The organism is Nocardia sp. NBC_01009 (genome assembly GCF_045208035.1).
Taxonomy (GTDB): Bacteria; Actinomycetota; Actinomycetes; order Mycobacteriales; family Mycobacteriaceae; genus Nocardia.
Genome location: NZ_CP108695.1, coordinates 6144907 through 6164607, shown reverse-complemented (window position 1 = coordinate 6164607; position 19701 = coordinate 6144907). Strand labels below are relative to the sequence as shown.

Below are 19701 nucleotides of genomic sequence, written 5' to 3'. Positions count from 1 at the left end.
TAACCGACTGTAGCGGCCCGTCGATCGGCCGCACAGATGGCCTGTGATGGTTACTCGTTGCGATTCGGGAAGTGCTGCTCCGGAGGTTCCTGGTCGTCGTCGAGCCCCTCGCTCAACTCTGCGGTTCCATCTGTCTCGGCGCTGGGCGTGACAAACTCGGCGCGGGCCGACCCCAGTTCGCGCAGCACGGACGGATCGACCGCAAGATCGAGTGACTCGGGTGAGGGCAGCGGCGTGTCTCGTACGGTCAGAAACGTATCGAGGAGGGCCAATCCGTCGACAGTCATGCCGGACGCCATGGACGACAGCTCGTCCTGCAGGATTTCCTGCCCCTGCGCCGCCTCGATTCCCGGCGTTTCGGGATCGACCCGCCGCCATTGCACGGCGAGCGTCCACGAGGGGTCGCCGCTGGCCCACGCCCAGATGACGGCGCGGACCACAGTGTGCAGCATGGTGTACACACGGAAATGCTCCGAGGCGGATCCGGCCCGATGTTCGATCTCATAGACCCACTCGTGGCGTCGCGTGCGGATGTAGTTCTCATCGTCGCGCGCGACGAACAAGAACGGATCGTCGGGGTCGGCGGCACCGACCACGAGGTCCTCGAGCAGCGCGGCGGTGAGATAGGGCAGTGTCCTCCTGTCGTGGTCGTGTGCGCCGACAGTGACGCGGACATCGACGTGGTCGCGCGGGTCGTAGAGGTGCCCGGTCGCGACGTCGAGTACGGCGAGGTCGCGGTCCTTGGTCAGCTTCAGGACGGCAAGCAGGTGCTGGCCCCGGCTCGGCCCCCAGGTGCGCAACACGGCTCCGCGGACATCCGCGACGGCCGTGACGAATCCGACGGCCGCGCCCCTGCTCTCTATTTCGGCCAGGAGGTCGAGGACGGCGGGCGGTGCCGCGCTGTTGTCCGAATGGGCGCACATCTGCTCATACAGCGCAAGCGCGTCGAGGGAGGTATCGACTTCGCCGGCCGGGACCACTCCGAAATCGCACGTCACCGCCAGGCTGGTCAGCAGCGAGTCGAATTCCGGCGTCTGGTGTACCGCGACATTGCCGTCCTTGTCGATCTCGGTGCCGGCCGCGAGGCTGATCTCCGAATCCTTCCACCAATAGACCGCCGGACTGACCGGTCGCGGTTCGCTGCGATAGGTGTTGGCCGCTACCTTGCCGAGCAGGATCATGGCCGTCATCGCGTCTGGTCCGGTGATGGGGTGCACGTACACGTTTCCCTCGTGAGAGGTGACGAAAAGCGCACCGTACATTCCGATTACCGGGTAGTCGTCGAGCCACCTTGCGTGGGCGCTGGCGAAGTCCGAGCCGCTCAGCAACGCGAAGTACGCGTCGTTGTAGCCCTTCCACTCGATCTCGAGGCGACTGTCGGCGCGCGTGTTCGCCTCGGCGAGGTCGAAGAGTTCGTCGAGACCGATATCCCAGTGGGCGAGCATCTCGAGGGTGACGGCCACGGCGGTGTGGAGTTGACCCAGCACCGCCACTTGCACGATTCCCGGCGCAACGTCCCGGCGGACGCCATCGATGCCCGTGTCGGCACCTGCCGGAGCGAAGTGCGTCCTGAGCAGGCCCCGCACCGTGGCAAAGTCGTTGGTGTCCAGCGGATCGGTGTATTCCATGTCCACTTCGGCGAGAAATGTGCCGACGTAGTCCGTGACGAGCGTTGGCCACTGGTCGGCTGGGTGTTCGTTCAGGCTACGGCGCAGGTTGTCCAACCACAGGTAGTGCGGTCCGTCGCCACGCGGGCCGATGAACTCCGCCACCTCGTCGGCGTTGGTCGCCCGGCACACGTAACCCAGTTGCTGGGCTGCCAGGGTCACCAGCGAAGTCAGCCTGTGCGAAGGCACATTCGGCACTGTTTCTCCCCGAGATCGGCGTCGAAAAGACCCTAGGTTACCCACCCATGCGCGCGCGGTCGGCGTGGTTGTTGCCGTCTATGGGAGGCCGAGCTGATGGGTGGCGAGATCGGATGGTGTCGCGTATTCCGCACTGCGGCAAACGAGTTGAGCCCGGGTTTGTGCCGATGCGTCGGTCTGCGCCGATGGTTTCGGTCCGCGCGTCGGTCGCGGTCTTGGGGGTTGCCCATCAGACAACAAGGAGTACGCTCATTAATGAGTCTACTCATTATCTTAGGGTGTCGGATGACGATCTCGCCCGACCCGGCGCACGCGGGTCGCCGCCAGCGGAACATGCGTGACAAACAGTCGCGCATCTTCGAGGCGGCGGCGGCGCTGTTTGCCGAGCGGGGCTTCGAGAGCGTCACCACGCAGCAGATCTCCGACCGCGCCGATGTCGCCGCGGGGACGCTGTTCCGGTACGCGTCGTCCAAGGGTGAGTTGCTGCTGATGGTCTACAACGAGGACCTCCGGCTGGCACTCGAACTCGGCGACGCGCAGTCGCGCTCGCAGAGTAAGCCGGTGGACGCGGTGCTCAGCATGGTGCGGCCGACCGTGGAGGCTGCCGACCGGCATGTCGAGAACACCGTGGCCTACCAGCGTGAACTGTTATTCGGCTCGCCGACCGAGAAGTACCGTGCCGAGGGCCTTGCCCTTGTCGCACAGCTCGAGGCGATGATCGCCGCGCGTTTGGCGGCTGCCGCCAGGCAGGACGGCCGCCAATCGCGCCGCCTGGACAAGCAGGCACTGCTGGCAGGCCGCAGCGTGTTCGCGGTGCTGCACCTGGTCCTTGCCCGGCCGTCGACCGGCGTGCATCCCGGCTATGGCGCGATCGGCGACTTGCGTGACCAGATCACGCAGATCGTCGCCGGATTCTTCGCGTCGCTCGACTGTGCCGACACCGAAGACGACGAGTGAACATCGAGGGGCGGACTTCGCCCCGTGAAGAAAGGAGACAGCAATGACCATCGAGATTCGCAAGGTGACAGTCCTCGGGACGGGGGTGCTCGGTTCGCAGATCGCGTTCCAGACCGCGTTCAAAGGGTTCGACGTCACCGCCTACGACATCAGCGATGATGCCCTGACCGGCGCCCGCGATCGATTCGACAAACTGGCGGCAACCTATGACGAAGAGGTTGCTGGAGCCGCGGATGGGAAGGCGGAGCAGACGGCGGCCGAAATCGTGCTGACCGCCGATCTCGCCGCCGCGGTGCGGGACGCCGACCTGGTCGTCGAGGCGGTGCCGGAGGTTCTCACCATCAAGCAGGAGATCTACAAGCAACTGGGCGAGCTCGCGCCCGATCGCACCATCTTCGCCACCAACTCCTCCACCCTGTTGCCCAGCGACATCAAGGACTTCACCGGCCGACCGGATAAATTCCTCGCGCTGCACTTCGCGAACCAGGTGTGGAAGTACAACACTGCCGAAATCATGGGCACGCCCGAGACCGACCCCGAGGTGTTCCAGGCGGTCGTCGATTTCGCGGCCGCGATCGGCATGGTGCCGATCGAGTTGCACAAGGAAAAGGCGGGCTACGTGCTCAACTCGTTGCTCGTGCCGCTGCTCAACGCCGCCATGGCGCTCGGTGCGGGTGGATACGCCGAACCGGAGGCGGTCGACACGACCTGGCGGATCGCGACCGGTTCCCCGCTCGGTCCGTTCCAGATCCTCGACGTCATCGGCCTCACCACCCCCTACAACATCCTTGCCAACGGCGGCGAGGACGCGCAGCAACTCGCGGCGTGGTTGAAGGTGAACTACATCGACAAGGGCAAGCTCGGCCTCGCCAGCGGAGAGGGGTTCTACCGCTATTCCGCCTGACCGCGGGTGTGAAATCACTTCGAACGCGCAGCAGGTTTTGATCAAGAAATTGGGCTCGACCGAGATCGGTGAATTGCTCAGGGAATTCGGGTTGGTCACCGACATGCACTAGCTCCCCGACACAACTCCACCGCGAGGGCCCGGTACTTCTGGACCGGGCCCTGGTATCGCGATCGTCCTTCAGGAGGACTTGGTCTCGGCGCCGGGTGCTGTCGCGGTCGGCGACAGCGGTTTTCCTGATGCTCGCCGCATCTGCCGGTCGGCCTGGAGGGGGGAGGTATCGGCAGGGATGACGAGCAAGGTGAGGCGGGCGCCATGGGCTCCGATGAGGTGCATGACATCGGGTGGTTGGTTTTTGCCCGGGCCGTGTATCTGTATGCCGTCGTCGTGATCGATACGTCGTTGGGTGAGACTGACGGCGTTCCAGTCGAAACCGATACGCACAGTCGGTCCAAGGCGTGGGGTGAGCACGCTGATGAGGTCGTGCAGCTCGGCTGTGAGATTGGCCGTCCACGGCCACCACGCGCCGTCGACGTTGCTGGACCGCGTGCCGCCTTCGCGCAGTAGCAGGCGTGGCGTGCGGGTGGGTGTGCGGAAGGGTTGCCGGTCACGTTGGGGTGGACCGGTATTCCTCGTCATGTCGCGGTGATTGGTAATAGGGCGTTGCGCTTGAATGGGGATCATGGTCTGGTTTCCTTTCATCTGGAGACAGTGGCCGCCGGTTCGGGGGTGGCGGCGGCCATCAGGGCCGAATGCGCGGTGAGTTGATTCGTTGCGGACGGGATTACCTGCAGCACGATGAAGGTGCTGTCGCTGCCGAACACATACATCGTGTTCCACAGCTCGAACGGGTAGGCGTCGAGTCGAACTACACGACCGTTGGCGGTCATCTGCGGGGGCGGCGATGACCATCCGGCGGGGTCGTAGACGACTCGCCAGACCGGGCCGAGTCGAATTGCCAAGACCGCCAGCAGATCTGGCAGTTCGGCGGTGAGGTCATCGGATCGGGGCCACCACGCGCCGTCGAGATACCCGATGCTTTCGGATTTCGGCTTCAATCTCAGCCGAGGCGTGTAGTCGGGTGGCACGCGGTGGCGCGCAGCGTGCTGTCGAATCTGTGTAGAGGTCATGGTGCGGCTCCTGTCTCGGCTGCGAATTCGGGCCTGTCGACAGCGAGGTGCTGCCTTGTCCCGGTGATGACAGTCGCGTTCCAGCGGCTTTCGGCTCCGCCTTCGGAATCCCAACGCTGCTGTGCAGCAATAGTTTCGGGATCGTCGACGTCGCCCGCGTCGGCTGCTTGTGGTGTGCACCGCAGCCGGAGCCGATCTGTGGACGGAATGCGGTTGTTCGGATCGGTTCGGACCGGTGAAGGTGTCATGATTGGGGCTCCTTTCTCGACTGTGGACCGGCTTGGAGTCATGGTCATGGTGAGGCCGGACAGCAGGATGTCCAGGCCGCGCTCGAGTTCGGTGACGCCGTCGTAGGCGGCCAGGTCCGAGGCGAGGCCGCGCAGCAAAGGGAATTCACCGATCGGCAGGCGATTGAGGCCGAGGCGCAATAGGTCGGTGGTTTCTTCGGGGCGTTCGACGATTTCCTGGAGCTCGTTGAGAATGTGGCCGTTGAGGAAACCGAACAGGGCGCGGTAGATGTGCAGGGCGTCCGCGCCGCTGAAGTCGGCGCGGGTGAGCAGATCCAGCGTGTTTTCCAGTGGGCGCAGGGTGCCCAGCGGCCGCAGTCCGAGCGGCGTGGCCAGTGGGTGGGTGACCAGCAGGGGAACCACGTTCGGGTGCGCCACCGCCAGCTCGCGGAACTCGCGTGCCACGACACGCAGCTGGTGGCGCCAGTCCGGGTCGTCGATGTCGACGGTCAGTTGTCCGAGCACCATCTCGGCGACTCCGTCGAGGACCGCCGCCTTGTTGGCCGCGTGTCGGTAGAGCGCCATCGGGTCTCGGCCGAGCGCGTCGCCGAGGTGGCGCATGGACAGTTGGTCGACGCTGTCGCGGTCGATGATCTCGAGCGCGGCCGCGAGCATTGCGGCCCGGGTCAACGGGCTGTGCCTGGTGCGTTTCCTGCCGCCATGACCTTTCGGGCGTCCGGTTGGTCCATCTCTGGTTGCGTTCATCGAATTCAGCACCTCTCGGCCGGAGTCGGTGTCAGGCCCTCCCCGCGTCTAGACCTCCAGTACACGCCCATATCTACGCGGTGTCAACGTTGTAGGTCTACGATTGATGTCTACATTGTTGAAGGATCACCGATGGCGAGTCTGGTTCGCATAGGCCATTCGATCGGCGGCCCACGTCACAACTTCTGACCGGCGGCTGCTGGTCGGGTTGGTGCTCAACAGCCTGTTCGGATGGTGGTGGGCCGATCCCCTCGCGGGACTGGGTATTGCCGCGATTGCCGTCAAAGAAGGGCTGGCCGCGCGACGCGGTGCGGCGTGCTGCGCCTCCGGTGCCTGCCAGGGCTGACGTGGCAGGTCAGCCCTGGCAGCGCGTCCCCTTCTCGGGAACGATGCCGTCGAGGAAGAAGCCGACGACGATCGCGTCGATGCATTTCGAGCCGTTGTCGAAGGCGATGTGGCCTTCGTGTTCGTTCACCACCAAGACTGCGTCGGCGAGGTTGCGCGCGACGTTCTGTGCGCCTTCCAGTTTCGTCGCCGGGTCCTCGGTGTTGTTCAGTAGCACGATGGTCGGCGCACCCGCGGCATCGACCGCTCTGGACTGCTGTGTCGGCGGCACCGGCCAGAACAGGCACAGCGGGGTGCTGAACACTCGATTGGCGCCGAAAATCGGCGCAGCCACCGCGCGACTTCGTGCGATCCGCGCCAACTCCGCCAGTATCTCGTCCTCGGACTTCGACTGGTAGGTCGCAGGATCGTCGTTGACGCACTGGACCGCCCAGAAGGCCGAATCGGAGGTCGAGTAGGCGCCCGAATTGCCGCGACCGACATAGCTGTCGGCGAGCTGGGCGAATCCGGTGCCATCGCCGTCCAGCGCTTGTGCGAAGGCCTTTTCGAAGCTGGGCCAATATCTTTCGTCATAGGTCGCCTGGAAGATACCGATCAGCGCCAGGTTCGAGCCCACCTTCCTGCCGTCGGCGGCGGGGATCGGGTGCGCGTCGATGCGGTCGATGAGTTCGCGCAGGGCGCGCAGCGCCGCTTCGGTATCGGTCCCTACTGGACAATCCGGCCGGGTCGCGCACGAGGCGAGCATGTCGCGCACGACACGGTCACGCGGAGCTAGTTCGACGGGGCCTGCGCTCGACTCGGGTTCCGCGCCGGAGAAATCCCAGCGCTCGGTCCGGACGCTCGGATCGTCGACGGAATCCAGCAGCATGCGGCCGACTCGATGTGGAAACTGCTCGGCATATTGCTGGCCGATTCGAGTGCCGTAGGAGAAGCCGATGAAGTTGAGTGTGTCCTCGCCGAGGGCCGATCGCATGATGTCCATATCACGAGCGACGAATTCGGTGCCGACGAAGCCGAGCAACGTGCCGGTCTGACGCAGGCACGCCGAGGCGTAACGCTTGTGCGCCGCCGCGACCGCGCGCAGTCCGGCGGCGTCGGTCGGGGTGAAGTCGGTGGCGAGATATTCGTCCATCTCGCGGTCGCCGAGACACTTGACGCCCGCCGTGCGGCCGACGCCGCGCGGGTCGAAGCCGACGAGGTCGTAGCGGGCAAGGAACTTGCGCAGGCTGGTGTCGTGGGGGTTGCGTGCGAATACCACTTGCTCGTAACCGGATTCGCCCGGCCCGCCGGGATTGGTGGTGAGCACGCCGAGTCGATGCGCCGGATCGGTCGCGCGCAGCCGGACCAGTGGCATCGTAATGGCGAGGGCGCCCGGGTGTTCGTAATCGACCGGAACGCGAATCGATCCGCAGTCCAATTCGGGCCCCTCCCGACACGGCTGCCATTCGACCCGTTGCGCCAGATAGGCCTCGTGCGTCGGAAATGGCTGCGGCGACACGACGGCCTTGCCTGGCACGGGTCCGTTGGGGGAGCAGCCGGACCCCGCGACCAGTAGTACGGCCGCCGCGATGCAGAGCAGCCCAGAGCGACGCCGCATGGGCGGACCCCCGATCACCGACGAATGCCTTCGAGTAGAGCACAGGCACGACGCTGCGCGCGGCCTTCTTCGCCGGAATGAAACCGAGGCGGTATCGGCTACTGCGCACAGCGGCACTTGCGCTCACTGTTGAGTTCGGGCCGATGCTGCCAGGCGGATCGGGACCCTCCGTCCGGTTCTGTTGCCGGGCGGAGGGTCGGGTGCCCGAATGTTTCTCGTAGCCGGGCTGATTCACGTGGAACTCCCGGTGCACGCGATGCGGTATTGCGCACCGCACTGCTACCGCGCGAACGGGAGGGCGACACTGCGTTGTGCGCACAATGGCATTCGCTGAAATTTCAGGAGCCGCTGGGGTTCTGAAAGGAGAAAAGGAAAGCTCAGAGCGTTGTCGCGGCTGTCGATCGACAGGCGTGGCCGCGTGCGCGATTCCGTTCTGCCCCACGATGTCTGGAGTGACGGCTGCTGCATGATTGCATCGAGTGCGGCCGCGGAGCCCGCCTCGGGCTAGCCGTTGTCCGATTCGACGCTGGTGTCCGGGAAAGAATGGTGCTCGTGCACGACGACCCAGCGCTCTTCCTGCTTGCGCAGACCGAAGGTGAGGCGCAGCCGTTTCGCCGGATCGGTGGCGAAATCCTCCGCGGTGCCGCACAGCAGCAGGGCGTAGGCGAAGGCCACGTCACCGGAGGCGGCGACCTCGAGTGAGACGATGTCGAACGTTGCGCCCTTGGCCTGCCATTCGAAGAAGCCGGGCCAGACGTCACGGTAGGCGTCGATGCCGCGGATCCCCTCGTTCGGCGGCGGCACATCGAACATCACGATGTCGGGCGCGTGGTCGGTGAGGACACCGGCGAGGTCGCCGACGTGCACCGCGGCGGCCCACCGTTCGATCAGGATCCGGATCTGCTTCTCGTCATCGGACATAGGGTTGCTGTCCTTTCCGCACGGCCGTTGAGGGTGGGTGCCGCGACTCTTGCCAGAGAGCGTGCCGAAATCCCTGGTTATCCGCAATGAATCAGGAATGCTCTCGGTCGAATTCGTGCAAGATCCCAATTGCGGAAAAGTCGCCCGCTACCGCTCGGCCCGAACCGCCTCCGCGACGGGTTCCGGTGCGGCCATGACCGAGCGTTTGCGGCCGTAGCCCAGGTAGACGGCGATACCGATGGCCACCCAGACCGCGAAACGGACCCAGGTCAGCGCGTCCAGTGTGGTTGCCAGCAAGATGCAGCCGACCAGCGCGAGAATCGGGACCACGGGAACCAGCGGCGTGCGGAACGGACGCTCGCGGTTCGGTTCCAGTTTGCGCAGCACCAGCACCCCGACGCACACCACCGCGAAGGCCGAGAGCGCGCCGATGTTCACCAGCTCGACGACGATGTCGATCGGCAGCAGTCCGGCGATCGCTGCGCAGACGGTGCCGAGCAACAGCGTCAGCCGGACCGGGGTGGATCGCTTGCCGGTGGTGGCGAGGGTGCTCGGCAACAGTCGGTCACGACACATGGCGAACATCAGGCGCACCTGTGCGTACACGATCAGCAACAGACCCTTGGTGAGCGCGATGATCGAGGCGATCACGATGACATTGCCGATCCAGCCGATGTGCAGTCCACCGAAGGCCGTCGCGATCGGCGAGGCGTTGTTCAGTGTCGCGAAAGGGGCGATTCCGGTCAGCACCGCGCTGACGAGTGCGTACAGCAGGGTGGCGATGAGAACCGTGCCGATGATCGCGAACGGCACATCGCGGCGCGGGTTGCGAGCTTCCTCCGCCGAGGCCGCGACCACATCGAAGCCGAGAAAGGCGAAGAACGCGATGGCGGCGCCGCCGACGACGCCGCCGAGGCCGAAGGGCGCAAACGGCGTCCAGTTTCCCACATCGATATGCGGGGCGCCGACGGCAACGACCAGCACCAGCACGCCGATTGTCACGCCGACCAGTGCCTTGGTGATGCGCGCGGTCAGTGAGACCTCACCGACGAGCACCGCGACGATCACCCCGATGATCAGCACCGCGGGCAGGTTGAGGACACCACCCTCGGTAGGGCTTGCCGTGATGGCCTTGGGCAGCGTGATTCCGAACATCGAGTCCAGTGCGGACACCACCGTGCCGGACCAGCCGATGGCGACGGCAGCACCGGCGATGACGAATTCCAACAGCAGATTCCACCCGACCAGGAACGCAGGTCCCTCGCCGAGGGTCGCGTACGTGTAGGTGTAGGCGCTGCCGGAGACCGGAACCATTGCGGCGAGCTCGCTGTAGCAGAGCGCGACGAGCACACAGACTGTGCCGGCGAGCACGAAGGACAGCACGATAGACGGACCGGCCTTCTCCGCCGCGGCCACTCCGGTGATCACGAAGATGCCCGCACCGACGATGGTGCCGACGCCCATCGCAGTGAGATCGACGCGGCCGAGGCTGCGCTTCAGCGTGGCGGTACCGGCGTCTGGCGTGCTCGCTTCATCGGGGAAGCGGCGGCGCCACCGCCGCGCTGGTGCGCTTGTCATGTACTCCCTTTGGACGAAAAATGGTCTGCCGAGTCCGCCGGCTCGGCCGGACTCGACAGACCATTCTCGTCGGTGGGACACGGGTACCCATGACTGGGGGTACCGCACTGCCTGCGTCGACGCAGTGCATGCGTAGCTGCACCACCTGCTGCTACTCGTCGCCCCGGCGGACGGCGGTGCCCATCGCGCCATGGATTCCGGCATCTTCCGGGGGCGACGAGGGCGGTCGTCAGCTATTGGAGGACGCCGCGAACGGGGTGGCGCTGAGGGTGCCCGCTCCGTTGACCGGATTCCGCCACAGGCCCTTGCGCTCGAGGATGGGCAGCACGCCCTCACCGAACCAGTAGGCCTCTTCCAGATGCGGATAGCCGGAGAGGATGAAATGGCTGACGCCGACCTTCGAGTACTCGATGAGGCGCTCGGCCACTTCCTCGTGCGAGCCGACCAGCGCGGTGCCCGCGCCGCCGCGGACCAGGCCGACGCCCGCCCACAGGTTCGGCGCGATCTCCAATCGGTCGGTGCTGCCGCCGTGCAGTTCGGACATGCGACGCTGTCCCTCGGACTCGCTGCGGACCAGGCTGGCCTGCACCCGTTCAATGTCGGCGGGGTCGATGCCCTTCAGTAGACGATCGGCCTCGGCCCACGCTTCCTCGGCGGTGTCGCGGGTGATCACGTGGATGCGCAGGCCGTAGTCCAGGACGCGGCCCTGATCGACGGCGAGTCCACGGATCCAGTCGAGCTTCCTGCTCACCGCGAGCACCGGCTCACCCCACGTGAGGTAGGTGTCGGCGTACCGAGCGGCCACCGGGCCCGCCGGCGGGGACGAACCGCCGAAGAACACCGGCGGGATCGGGTCGGGCCGATTGGCCAGCTGGGCGCCGCGCACCTGGATGTGCTCGCCGTCCAAGGTCACCGGATCGGCCGATTTCCACAGTTCCCGCACCACGTGCAGGAATTCGCCGGTGCGTGCGTAGCGCTGCTCCTTGTCCAGGAAGTCGCCGTAGGCCTGCTGCTCGTGCGGTTCACCGCCGGTCACCACATTCAGCAGCAACCGGCCGCGCGAATGCCGCTGGAAGGTCGCGCCCATCTGTGCGGCGAGGGTGGGGCTGATCAGACCGGGCCGCAACGCTACCAGGAACTTCAGGGTTTCGGTGGTCTCGACGAGCATGGCGGTGGTCAGCCAGGCGTCCTCGCACCAGGTGCCGGTCGGGGTGAGGACGGCCTCGAAACCGTTGTCCTCGGCGGCGGCGCTGATCTGGTTGAGGTAACGCAGTGTCGCGGGGCGATCGCCGGACATGAAGGTGCCGTGCCCGCCCGCGACCAGGCTGCGGGAATCGCCGTAGGTGGGGAGGAACCAGTGGAACGACAGACTCATCGGAGCCGATCTCCCTTCAGGAGTTCCGGGGGAACAGGTCGTTGAAGCGCGTGTCGGTGAAGTCGGTGATGGACACCTTGTGCGGAATGAGCCCGGCGCGGGCAAAGCCGTCGGCGCTGCGCCGCTCGGCGGTGATGGTCGCCGGATCGGTCGCGGTACGGACTGCACTCGACCGCGACGCGGGTGACTCCTCGAGCAGTCCGGTCAGCTCCGCGACACATGCGACACCTCGGGTTGGGGACAGTACGCCGTGCGCCGTGAGCGCCGCAGTCGTTCATGATGTGCGCGTAATGGCCAGGGGTCACCCTTTGTAACCACCCCGGTTCTAATGGTAGACCCGGGCGCGCCGACCTCCACCACTAGACGTAACTATCGATAACACGTAATCTCGTGGGAACGCGCGGCCGAGGGTGCCCGGGCGAGACCAGACGAAACGAGTACCTCAATGACGCGGCATGTCGACGTACTGATCATCGGCGCGGGCCTGTCCGGAATCGGGATGGCCTGCCATCTGACCCGCGAGCAGACCGGGCGCAGCTACGCGATCCTGGAGCGCAGGACCGCGATCGGTGGCACCTGGGATCTCTTCCGCTACCCGGGCATTCGCTCGGACTCGGATATGTACACCTTCGGCTACGGCTTCCGGCCCTGGATCGGTACCAAGGTCCTCGCAGACGGACCACACATCCGGCAGTACATCGAGGACACGGCGGCGGAGTACGGCGTCACCGACCACATCCGTTTCGGGCGGAAGGTAACTACTGCGCGCTGGTCCACCGAAGCCGGGCTGTGGACGGTCGAGGCGGTCGACGAGCAGACTGGCGACACCGAGGTGTGCACGAGCAATTTTCTCGTCGGCTGCACCGGCTACTACGACTACGACAACGGGTACCGCCCCGAGTTCCCCGGCGCAGCCGACTTCGGCGGGCAGATCGTGCATCCCCAGCACTGGCCCGCGGATCTCGACTACCGAGGCAAACGCGTCGTCGTGATCGGCAGCGGCGCGACCGCGATCACGTTGATCCCCGCCATGAGTGACGATGCCGCGCATGTCACCATGCTGCAGCGCTCGCCGACCTACATCACGGCACTGCCCGCCGACGATCCCGTCGCAGTCGGCATGAAACTCACCCGCGTGCCCGCCAAGGTGGCCTACAGGCTGGGCCGCGCCCGCAATATTGCCCTGCAGCGAGCCAGCTTCCAGCTCTCGCGCACCAACCCCGAGATGGCCAAGAAGCTGCTGCTCGGCGCGGTCCGGATGCAGGTCGGCAAGGACATCGACATGCGCCACTTCACACCGTCCTACAACCCGTGGGATCAGCGCCTGTGTGTGGTCCCCAACGGTGACCTCTTCAAGGTCCTGCGCAGCGGCCGCGCCTCGATCCTCACCGACCGCATCGCGACCTTCACCGAGACCGGCATCCGGCTCGAGTCCGGCGCAGAGCTGCCCGCCGACATCGTCATCAGCGCGACCGGCCTGACCGTACAGATGCTCGGGGGCGCGACGCTCGAGGTGGACGGCGAACCCGTGGTGACCCGCGACCGCGTGGCCTACAAGGGCGCGCTGCTCAGCGGCATTCCCAACGCCATGGTGGTGCTCGGCTACACGAACGCATCGTGGACGCTCAAGGCCGATCTGGCAGCGGAATACTTCTGCCGCCTGCTCAACCACATGCAGACCAACGGCTTCGACAAGGTGGTCGCCGTGGCCGAGGACGGCGACCGCTCCGAAGACTCGCTGATGGGCGGCGCCCTCACCTCCGGCTACATCCAGCGCGGCGACGCCGTGATGCCGCGCCAGGGCACCCGCGGCCCATGGCAGGTGATCAACAACTACTTCCGCGACCGCACCATGCTCCGCAAGGGTCCCATCGAAGACGGCGTGCTGGCCTTCACCGCCGCCCAGACCACAACCAGCTCCGGCGATCGCTCACTCGCCGACTCCCGCACCGCCTGACCGAGTCCAGCGGTAGCTCGCCCCATTCGAGCGCCCTGGCGGTCGGCGGTCGCCCCGTGGTCGCACCATTTTTCGGGATCCGGTCCGGATGTGGGGCACCGCAATGCGTGCGAACTCGAGAAAGGGCGGTGAGGGCGGTTTCGGGTCGGTTGTCTCAGGGGTGGTCGGTCGGGTTGAGGAGGGTGTCGGCGACCGTGTTGATGTGGGCGAGGTATTCGCCGCGGTCGGCAGGGGTGGCGGTGGCGCGGGCCAAGGTGCCGCGGGCGAGGGTATAGCCGATGGTTTCGGCGATGATGCGGGGCGGGACGGCGGGTGCGATCCGATCCGCGGCATGCAGGCGCTCCAGGTAGCGGGTGAAGCGGCGGATGGGCCGTTCGGCGATTTCCTCGGCGAGTGCGGCAATGCGGTCGTCGACGGCACCGCGTTCGTCGATGAGGCGCAGCATCGGGCCCGCGGCGAGGACGGCGGCGGCGAAGGATTCGATGGTGGCGGCCAGCATGTTTCGCGGATCGGCGTGGTCGATGTCCGGTTCCTGGGCGGCGAGGAAATCGTCGCGGACCTGGGCGGCGAGGGCGAGGAAGATTTCCTCTTTGGAGGCGAAGTAGACGTACAGGGTGGCTCGGGAGACTCCGGCGGCCGCGGTGATGTCGGCGACGGTGGTGTTGTCGTAGCCGCGGAGAGCGAAGACCTGTGCTGCGGCGTCCAGTAGCGCGCGATGGCGGGAGGTGTGCGATCTTTCCCGCGCCGCGCGCACCGACCAGCCTGCCTCTGCCATGGGATCATCGTCGTTGACATTGACGTCAATGTCAACGCAGACTGTCGGCATGCGCATAGCGGTGGCGAACAGAGGTGAGGTCGCGGTCCGGGTGATCCGGACGGCTCGCGAGCGGGCGTACTCGGTCCTTGCGATGCACACCGCAGACGAGGTGGGAGCGCTGTCGGTACGGCTGGCCGAGGACGCGGTCCAACTGCCGGGCGTCGGGGCGGCGGCGTATCTCGATGTGGCCGCTGTCGTTGCCGCAGCGCGCAAGGCAGGTTCCGGCGCACTGGTGCATCCGGGTTACGGGTTCCTCAGTGAGAGTGCGGATTTCGCGGCCGCCTGTGCGGAAGCGGGGTTGGTGTTCGTCGGACCCGCGCCGGAGGTGTTGCGGATCTTCGGCAACAAGCTCGCCGCCCGGGAGGCCGCGCAGCGGGCAGGGGTCGCGGTGCTGCCCGCGACGTCCGCCGGTGTCGGTCTGACCGAGATCGCGGCACTGCTCGCGGATCATCCGAGCGGTGTGATGGTCAAGGCCGCGGCCGGGGGAGGCGGGCGGGGAATGCGTGTGGTGCACGAAGCATCTCGGATCGCCGAGGCGTATGGGCGCTGTGTGGCCGAGGCGCTTGCGGGCTTCGGCGATGGCACCGTCTATGCCGAAGCGCTCGCGCCGGACGCACGGCACATCGAGGTCCAGGTTGTCGCGGACGGCGCGCGGGCGATCGCGATCGGCGACCGGGACTGCAGCGTGCAGCGGCGGCACCAGAAGCTCATCGAAATTGCTCCGGCACCGAATCTCGCTGCGGCGCTGCGGGAACGATTGCACGGCGCTGCCGTCCGGATCGCCGAGTCGGTGGGCTGTCGCGGCGTGATCACCGTCGAATTCCTGGTCGGCGGTGATGATGCGTGGTTCCTCGAGGTAAACCCGAGGCTGCAAGTTGAGCACACGGTGACCGAGGAAGTGACCGGTGTGGATCTGGTGGCGGTTCAATTCGATCTCGCGCAGGGATACGCCCTCGCGGATCTCGAGCTGTCCGACGTAGCAGCGCGCGGATTCGCCGTGCAGGCGCGGATCAATGCCGAACTCGTGACCGCGGGTGGGGAAATAGTGCCGAGCACGGGCTCCATCACGCGCTTCGCCCCACCAACAGGGGGCGGCGTCCGGGTCGACACCGCCGCGCACGCGGGCATTGGGCAGAGCACGCAGTTCGACTCCTTGCTGGCGAAGGTGATTGCCCACGGACCGACGCACTCGGCTGCGCTGCGGCGATGTTCGGATGCCTTGGCGGAGACAGTAGTGGTCGGCGTGGACACCAACACGAGTCTGCTGCGCGCAGCTCTCGACCGGCTCGCCGGCGGGGTCACCGTGACGACCTCGTGGTTCGAAGACAACATCAGCGAACTCTCCGGTCGCGCAGCGGATTACGCACGATGGATGGCACATGCCGATGCCGTCGAACCGTCCGCGGTGGGGCAGGACAGGTCGGCGGGCGCAGATACGGCCCAGCAAAACTCGGCCTCGGCCCGCGGGCCGCAGGAGATATTGCACGACGACGAGCAGGCGCTTCGATCCCCGATGGGCGGCACCGTCGTCGCACTCGCCCCGCCTGGCGTCACCCTCCCCGCAGGTGCGGAAGTGGCCGTGCTCGAGGCGATGAAGATGCAGCACGTGCTGCGGGCCCAACAGCCGCTGCGAGTGCTGCGTCATGTCGTCGAACCGGGAGCGGTCGTCGACCCGCACGCCCTACTGGTGACCTGGACCGACGCCGACCACGACGGTCCTGCCGCCGACATGGCCGCAGTGGACCTGGACGCTGAGCGCGCGGATTTGGCGCAGGTGCGGCAGCGGCACCGGATCGGGCGGGACGAGGGGCGTCCGGATGCGGTGGCCAAACGCCGCCGGCTCGGTCGACGCACAGCACGGGAAAACATCGCCGACTTGGTCGACGACGACAGCTTCATCGAATACGGCGCGCTGGCGGTGGCCGCGCAGCGGCTGCGCCGTAGCCAGGAGGACCTGATCGCGAACACGCCCGCGGACGGCTTGATCGCGGGCATCGCCACCATCAATGCCGACCGCTACGGTGCGCAATCGGCTCGCGCGTTGGTGATGTCCTACGACTACACCGTGCTGGCGGGCACCCAAGGCATGCGCAATCACGCCAAGACCGACCGGATGCTCGCGCTGGCGCACGAGCAGCGGCTGCCGGTCGTGTTCTTCACCGAAGGCGGTGGCGGGCGACCGGGCGACACCGACTATGCGGGCATCTCGGGTCTCGATGTCACCACATTCCGTGCGATGGGCGCGCTGTCGGGCCGAGTTCCCTTGATCGGCATCGTCTCCGGGCGCTGTTTCGCGGGCAACGCCGCTCTGCTCGGCATCTGCGATGTCGTCATCGCCACGCCCGACGCGAATATCGGTATGGGTGGCCCTGCGATGATCGAGGGCGGCGGTCTCGGCGTCTACGCGCCGGAGGACATCGGGCCCATCGAGGTGCAGCGCCGCAATGGCGTTGTCCATGTGGTCGCGCGCGACGAAGCCGAGGCGGTCGCGCTCGCGCGCCGCTACCTGGCGTACTTCCAAGGGGCGATGGGGGACTGGGAGGCGCCGGATCCGCGCGTGTCCCGGCACGTTGTGCCCGACAACCGCTTGCGCGCCTTCGATATTCGGGCTGCCATCGAATCCATCGCCGATGTCGACTCGGTCCTGGAGCTGCGGCGCGACTGGGGCGTCGGCGTCGTCACGGCGCTGATTCGAGTGGAAGGCCATCCGTTCGGCCTGATTGCCAACAACTGCCACCACCTGGGCGGCGCGATCGATGCATCGGCCGCCGACAAGCTGAGCGCCTTTCTGCAGCTGTGCGACGCCCATGGGTTGCCGATCGTCTCCCTCTGCGATACGCCGGGTTTCATGGTCGGCCCCGACGCCGAGAAACAAGCAACGGTCACCAAGTTCAGCAAGCTGTTCATCGACTCGGCCGCCCTGTCGGTCCCGTTCGGTACTGTCATCCTGCGCAAGGGTTACGGCCTCGGTGCGCAAGCCATGGCCGCAGGCTCCTTCCGCGCGCCACGCTTCGTCATCGCCTGGCCCACCGGCGAGATCGGTGGCATGGGTCTGGAAGGCGCCGTTCGCCTCGGCTTCGCCAAAGAGTTGGCCGCCATCGAAGACCCCGGCAAACAACGCGAAGCCTTCGACAACCTCGTCCAACTCGCCTACGCCAATGGCAAAGCCCTGACCGCCGCCACCGTGCTCGAGCTCGATGCCGTCATCGATCCTGCCGACACTCGTCGCTGGATCCGCACCCTGCACTGAGGAAGCACTCCCCAGCACAGCGAAGTCTCTTCGCGACATCACCTGCCGACACCGGCATAAGCTGCTCCGATGGTGCCCGCTTCCCACCTCGCAGCCTTCGCTCTCGCCGCACTGGTCATCGTTGTGATCCCCGGCCCGAATGTGCTGTTCGCCATCGGACGGGCCTTGACACTGGGCCGCCGTCCGGCATTACTGTCCGTGCTCGGTGCGACGCTGGGATCGACTGTGCCTTTGACGGCCGTTGTCCTGGGCCTCGGCACGATTCTGGCCGCATCGGCAATGTTGTTCACCCTCATCAAGATCGCGGGCGCGGCCTATCTGATCTATCTGGGCGTAATGGCGATTCGCGATCGCAAACAGATGGCCACCGCGCTGGAATCGGCCGCGGAAAAACCGGCCGTAGGCCGGATCGTGCGTCAAGGATTCGTCGTCGGAGCGACCAACCCGAAGGCATACGTATTCCTCGGCGCAGTGCTACCCCAGTTCGCGGTCCCCGAAGCGGGCGCCCTGCCCATGCAATTTCTGCTCCTGGGCGCGGTCTGCCTGGCTATCCAGGTTGTTTCGGACAGCAGTTGGGCGCTGCTGGCCGGTACCGCCCGTTCGTGGTTCGTCCGCTCCCCGCGCCGTCTCGAGGCCGTGGGCAGCACCGGCGGGCTCATGATCATCGGCGTCGGCGCGAGCGTCGCGCTGAGCGGCAATCACTAGCGGCCGAGCGGCCACCTTTCCTGCGGCGTGACGATGACCAGATCGCACACGGCGCACAACTGGTCCCGCGCTTCGACGACATGCTCGACGCGCCATCGATAAGTTGGCGTCGACCGAACCGCACGACGTTCGACTGTGCCGCACCGCCTTCGATGCGCTGTGGGAACTGGCGATACCGCACCGTGACTACCAACCCGTCTAGTTCTGGGAGGCGCGCCGCGCACTGGGCGGGAGGCTGCGCGACATGCGCAAGGACGCGGGTCTGAGCCGGCGGGAGTTGGCGGCCGAGACCGGCCAGCATCCCACGCGAGTGAGCAAAATCGAGAACGGTGCGCAAGCGCCCACCGATCACGACATCCGCCGATGGTGTGCCGCGTGCGCCGCCGACGATCAGGTGCCCGATCTGATCGCGACCTTGCGTTCGGTCGATTCGTCCTATCTGGAGTTCCGTAGGCAGGCCTGTGCCGGAATGAAGCGGGTACTCGGCGCGCACACCCTCCAGCAGTACGAGCAGACGAAGGTGTTTCGCATCTACGAGCACAACGTCATACCCGGCCTCTTCCAGACGGCGGAATACTCGACCGCGATGCTGTCGTTCTGGACCACAACCCTCGGCGCGCCGAACGATATCGAGGAAGCGGTGGCCGTCCGCATGGAGCGGCAGCGCGTAATCCGCCGCGGCGGCAAGCGATTCGTCGTCGTGCTGGAGGAGCAGGCCCTGCGGACCTGGTTCGGCACCGCAGAACCCCAGGCAGGGCAGCTCGGTCGACTCCTCGAACTGCTGTCACGGCCGAAGATCTCGCTGGGCATCATCCCGCTGATGACCGAACGCACGGCGGTCGGCTCGACCGGATTCTGGATCTTCGACGACACACTGGTCGCACTCGAAACGCCGACCGCGAGTATTCAGGTCACCCAACCGCAAGAGTGCACCATGTACGCGCGAATGTTCGAGGTGCTCAAAGGCTCTGCCGTCTACGGTCGGGCCGCCCGCGGGCTCATTGTCGGGATATTGAACGAGCTCGATTCGAGTATGCCGCCGCCCGAAGAGCATGAACTGCGCTAGGCGCTCGATGCGGCGACTGTAGGAACCCGAGCCGCGGGGTCGGACTCGACGACCGAGCGAAAGATGTGCTCGCAGCATCACTCTCATGCAATCCTTCAGTCACGAATCTTTCAACCCAGCAAACATCATTTGCTTAGCAACAAGCTACCCGTTGGTAACTTGAGCTACTTTTGTGCACACTCCTAGTGATTGACGCCAATCCGGGGTCGTCGTATGTTCCTCGTCACAACTCCCGGTGTGAT

The 19701-nt window shown here is 66.1% G+C and carries 15 protein-coding genes and 2 pseudogenes; 8 read left to right on the top strand and 9 right to left on the bottom strand.

Going from position 1 to position 19701, the window contains the following annotated elements:
• Positions 1 to 50: 50 nt before the first annotated feature.
• On the bottom strand, positions 51 to 1856 hold the full coding sequence (locus tag OHA42_RS27520; protein WP_406230708.1) for a hypothetical protein: 1806 nt from the start codon (positions 1854 to 1856) through the stop codon (positions 51 to 53).
• Positions 1857 to 2150: 294 nt separating this feature from the next.
• Here OHA42_RS27520 and OHA42_RS27515 point away from each other — a divergent pair, with 294 nt between their 5' ends.
• Together OHA42_RS27515 and OHA42_RS27510 are read left to right on the top strand one after the other, a co-directional pair.
• Complete coding sequence (locus OHA42_RS27515) at positions 2151 to 2822, top strand: TetR/AcrR family transcriptional regulator (RefSeq protein WP_406230707.1); 672 nt, start codon at positions 2151 to 2153, stop codon at positions 2820 to 2822.
• Between the two features lie 43 nt (positions 2823 to 2865).
• Positions 2866 to 3726, top strand: a complete 861-nt coding sequence (locus tag OHA42_RS27510) for a 3-hydroxyacyl-CoA dehydrogenase (RefSeq protein WP_406230706.1) — start codon at positions 2866 to 2868, stop codon at positions 3724 to 3726.
• Positions 3727 to 3906: 180 nt separating this feature from the next.
• On the opposite strand, the gene OHA42_RS27505 is transcribed toward OHA42_RS27510, so the two are convergent.
• The 3 genes and pseudogenes from OHA42_RS27505 to OHA42_RS27495 form a co-directional block, all read right to left on the bottom strand.
• Positions 3907 to 4410, bottom strand: coding sequence for a DUF5994 family protein (locus OHA42_RS27505; protein ID WP_406230705.1), 504 nt, complete (start codon positions 4408 to 4410; stop codon positions 3907 to 3909).
• Between the two features lie 14 nt (positions 4411 to 4424).
• Positions 4425 to 4856, bottom strand: a complete 432-nt coding sequence (locus OHA42_RS27500) for a DUF5994 family protein (protein ID WP_406230704.1) — start codon at positions 4854 to 4856, stop codon at positions 4425 to 4427.
• 275 nt (positions 4857 to 5131) lie between these two features.
• Positions 5132 to 5848 (bottom strand): annotated as a pseudogene (locus OHA42_RS27495) (TetR/AcrR family transcriptional regulator); the annotation flags it as partial.
• Positions 5849 to 6044: 196 nt separating this feature from the next.
• Between OHA42_RS27495 and OHA42_RS27490 the strand changes: the two are divergent.
• A pseudogene (locus OHA42_RS27490) lies at positions 6045 to 6194 on the top strand (cobalt transporter); the annotation flags it as partial.
• A 9-nt stretch (positions 6195 to 6203) separates the two neighbouring features.
• Here OHA42_RS27490 and OHA42_RS27485 read toward each other — a convergent pair.
• The 4 genes from OHA42_RS27485 to OHA42_RS27470 form a co-directional block, all read right to left on the bottom strand.
• On the bottom strand, positions 6204 to 7790 hold the full coding sequence (locus OHA42_RS27485; protein ID WP_406230703.1) for an alpha/beta hydrolase: 1587 nt from the start codon (positions 7788 to 7790) through the stop codon (positions 6204 to 6206).
• Between the two features lie 504 nt (positions 7791 to 8294).
• Positions 8295 to 8711, bottom strand: coding sequence for a nuclear transport factor 2 family protein (locus tag OHA42_RS27480; protein WP_406230702.1), 417 nt, complete (start codon positions 8709 to 8711; stop codon positions 8295 to 8297).
• Positions 8712 to 8858: 147 nt separating this feature from the next.
• On the bottom strand, positions 8859 to 10289 hold the full coding sequence (locus OHA42_RS27475; RefSeq protein ID WP_406230701.1) for an APC family permease: 1431 nt from the start codon (positions 10287 to 10289) through the stop codon (positions 8859 to 8861).
• A gap of 229 nt (positions 10290 to 10518) precedes the next feature.
• Positions 10519 to 11664: an LLM class flavin-dependent oxidoreductase gene (locus tag OHA42_RS27470; protein WP_406230700.1), complete on the bottom strand. Its 1146-nt coding sequence runs from the start codon at positions 11662 to 11664 to the stop codon at positions 10519 to 10521.
• A 445-nt stretch (positions 11665 to 12109) separates the two neighbouring features.
• Between OHA42_RS27470 and OHA42_RS27465 the strand changes: the two genes are divergently transcribed.
• On the top strand, positions 12110 to 13621 hold the full coding sequence (locus tag OHA42_RS27465; protein WP_406230699.1) for a flavin-containing monooxygenase: 1512 nt from the start codon (positions 12110 to 12112) through the stop codon (positions 13619 to 13621).
• Positions 13622 to 13775: 154 nt separating this feature from the next.
• Here OHA42_RS27465 and OHA42_RS27460 read toward each other — a convergent pair whose 3' ends face one another.
• A complete protein-coding gene (locus OHA42_RS27460) occupies positions 13776 to 14396 on the bottom strand; it encodes a TetR/AcrR family transcriptional regulator (protein ID WP_406230698.1) in 621 nt (206 codons plus the stop codon).
• Positions 14397 to 14445: 49 nt separating this feature from the next.
• On the opposite strand from OHA42_RS27460, the gene OHA42_RS27455 reads away from it, so the two are divergent.
• From OHA42_RS27455 to OHA42_RS27440, 4 genes are all read left to right on the top strand, one after another.
• The gene (locus OHA42_RS27455; protein WP_406239638.1) at positions 14446 to 17688 is read left to right on the top strand and encodes a carboxyl transferase domain-containing protein; all 3243 of its coding nucleotides are present in this window, start codon (positions 14446 to 14448) and stop codon (positions 17686 to 17688) included.
• 69 nt (positions 17689 to 17757) lie between these two features.
• Complete coding sequence (locus tag OHA42_RS27450; RefSeq protein WP_406230697.1) at positions 17758 to 18393, top strand: LysE family translocator; 636 nt, start codon at positions 17758 to 17760, stop codon at positions 18391 to 18393.
• Positions 18394 to 18496: 103 nt separating this feature from the next.
• Positions 18497 to 18595 (top strand): DUF6879 family protein, encoded by a 99-nt coding sequence (locus OHA42_RS27445; protein WP_406230696.1) that lies wholly within the window; start codon positions 18497 to 18499, stop codon positions 18593 to 18595.
• A 42-nt stretch (positions 18596 to 18637) separates the two neighbouring features.
• Positions 18638 to 19459, top strand: a complete 822-nt coding sequence (locus tag OHA42_RS27440; RefSeq protein ID WP_406230695.1) for a helix-turn-helix domain-containing protein — start codon at positions 18638 to 18640, stop codon at positions 19457 to 19459.
• The last annotated feature ends 242 nt before the right edge of the window (positions 19460 to 19701 follow it).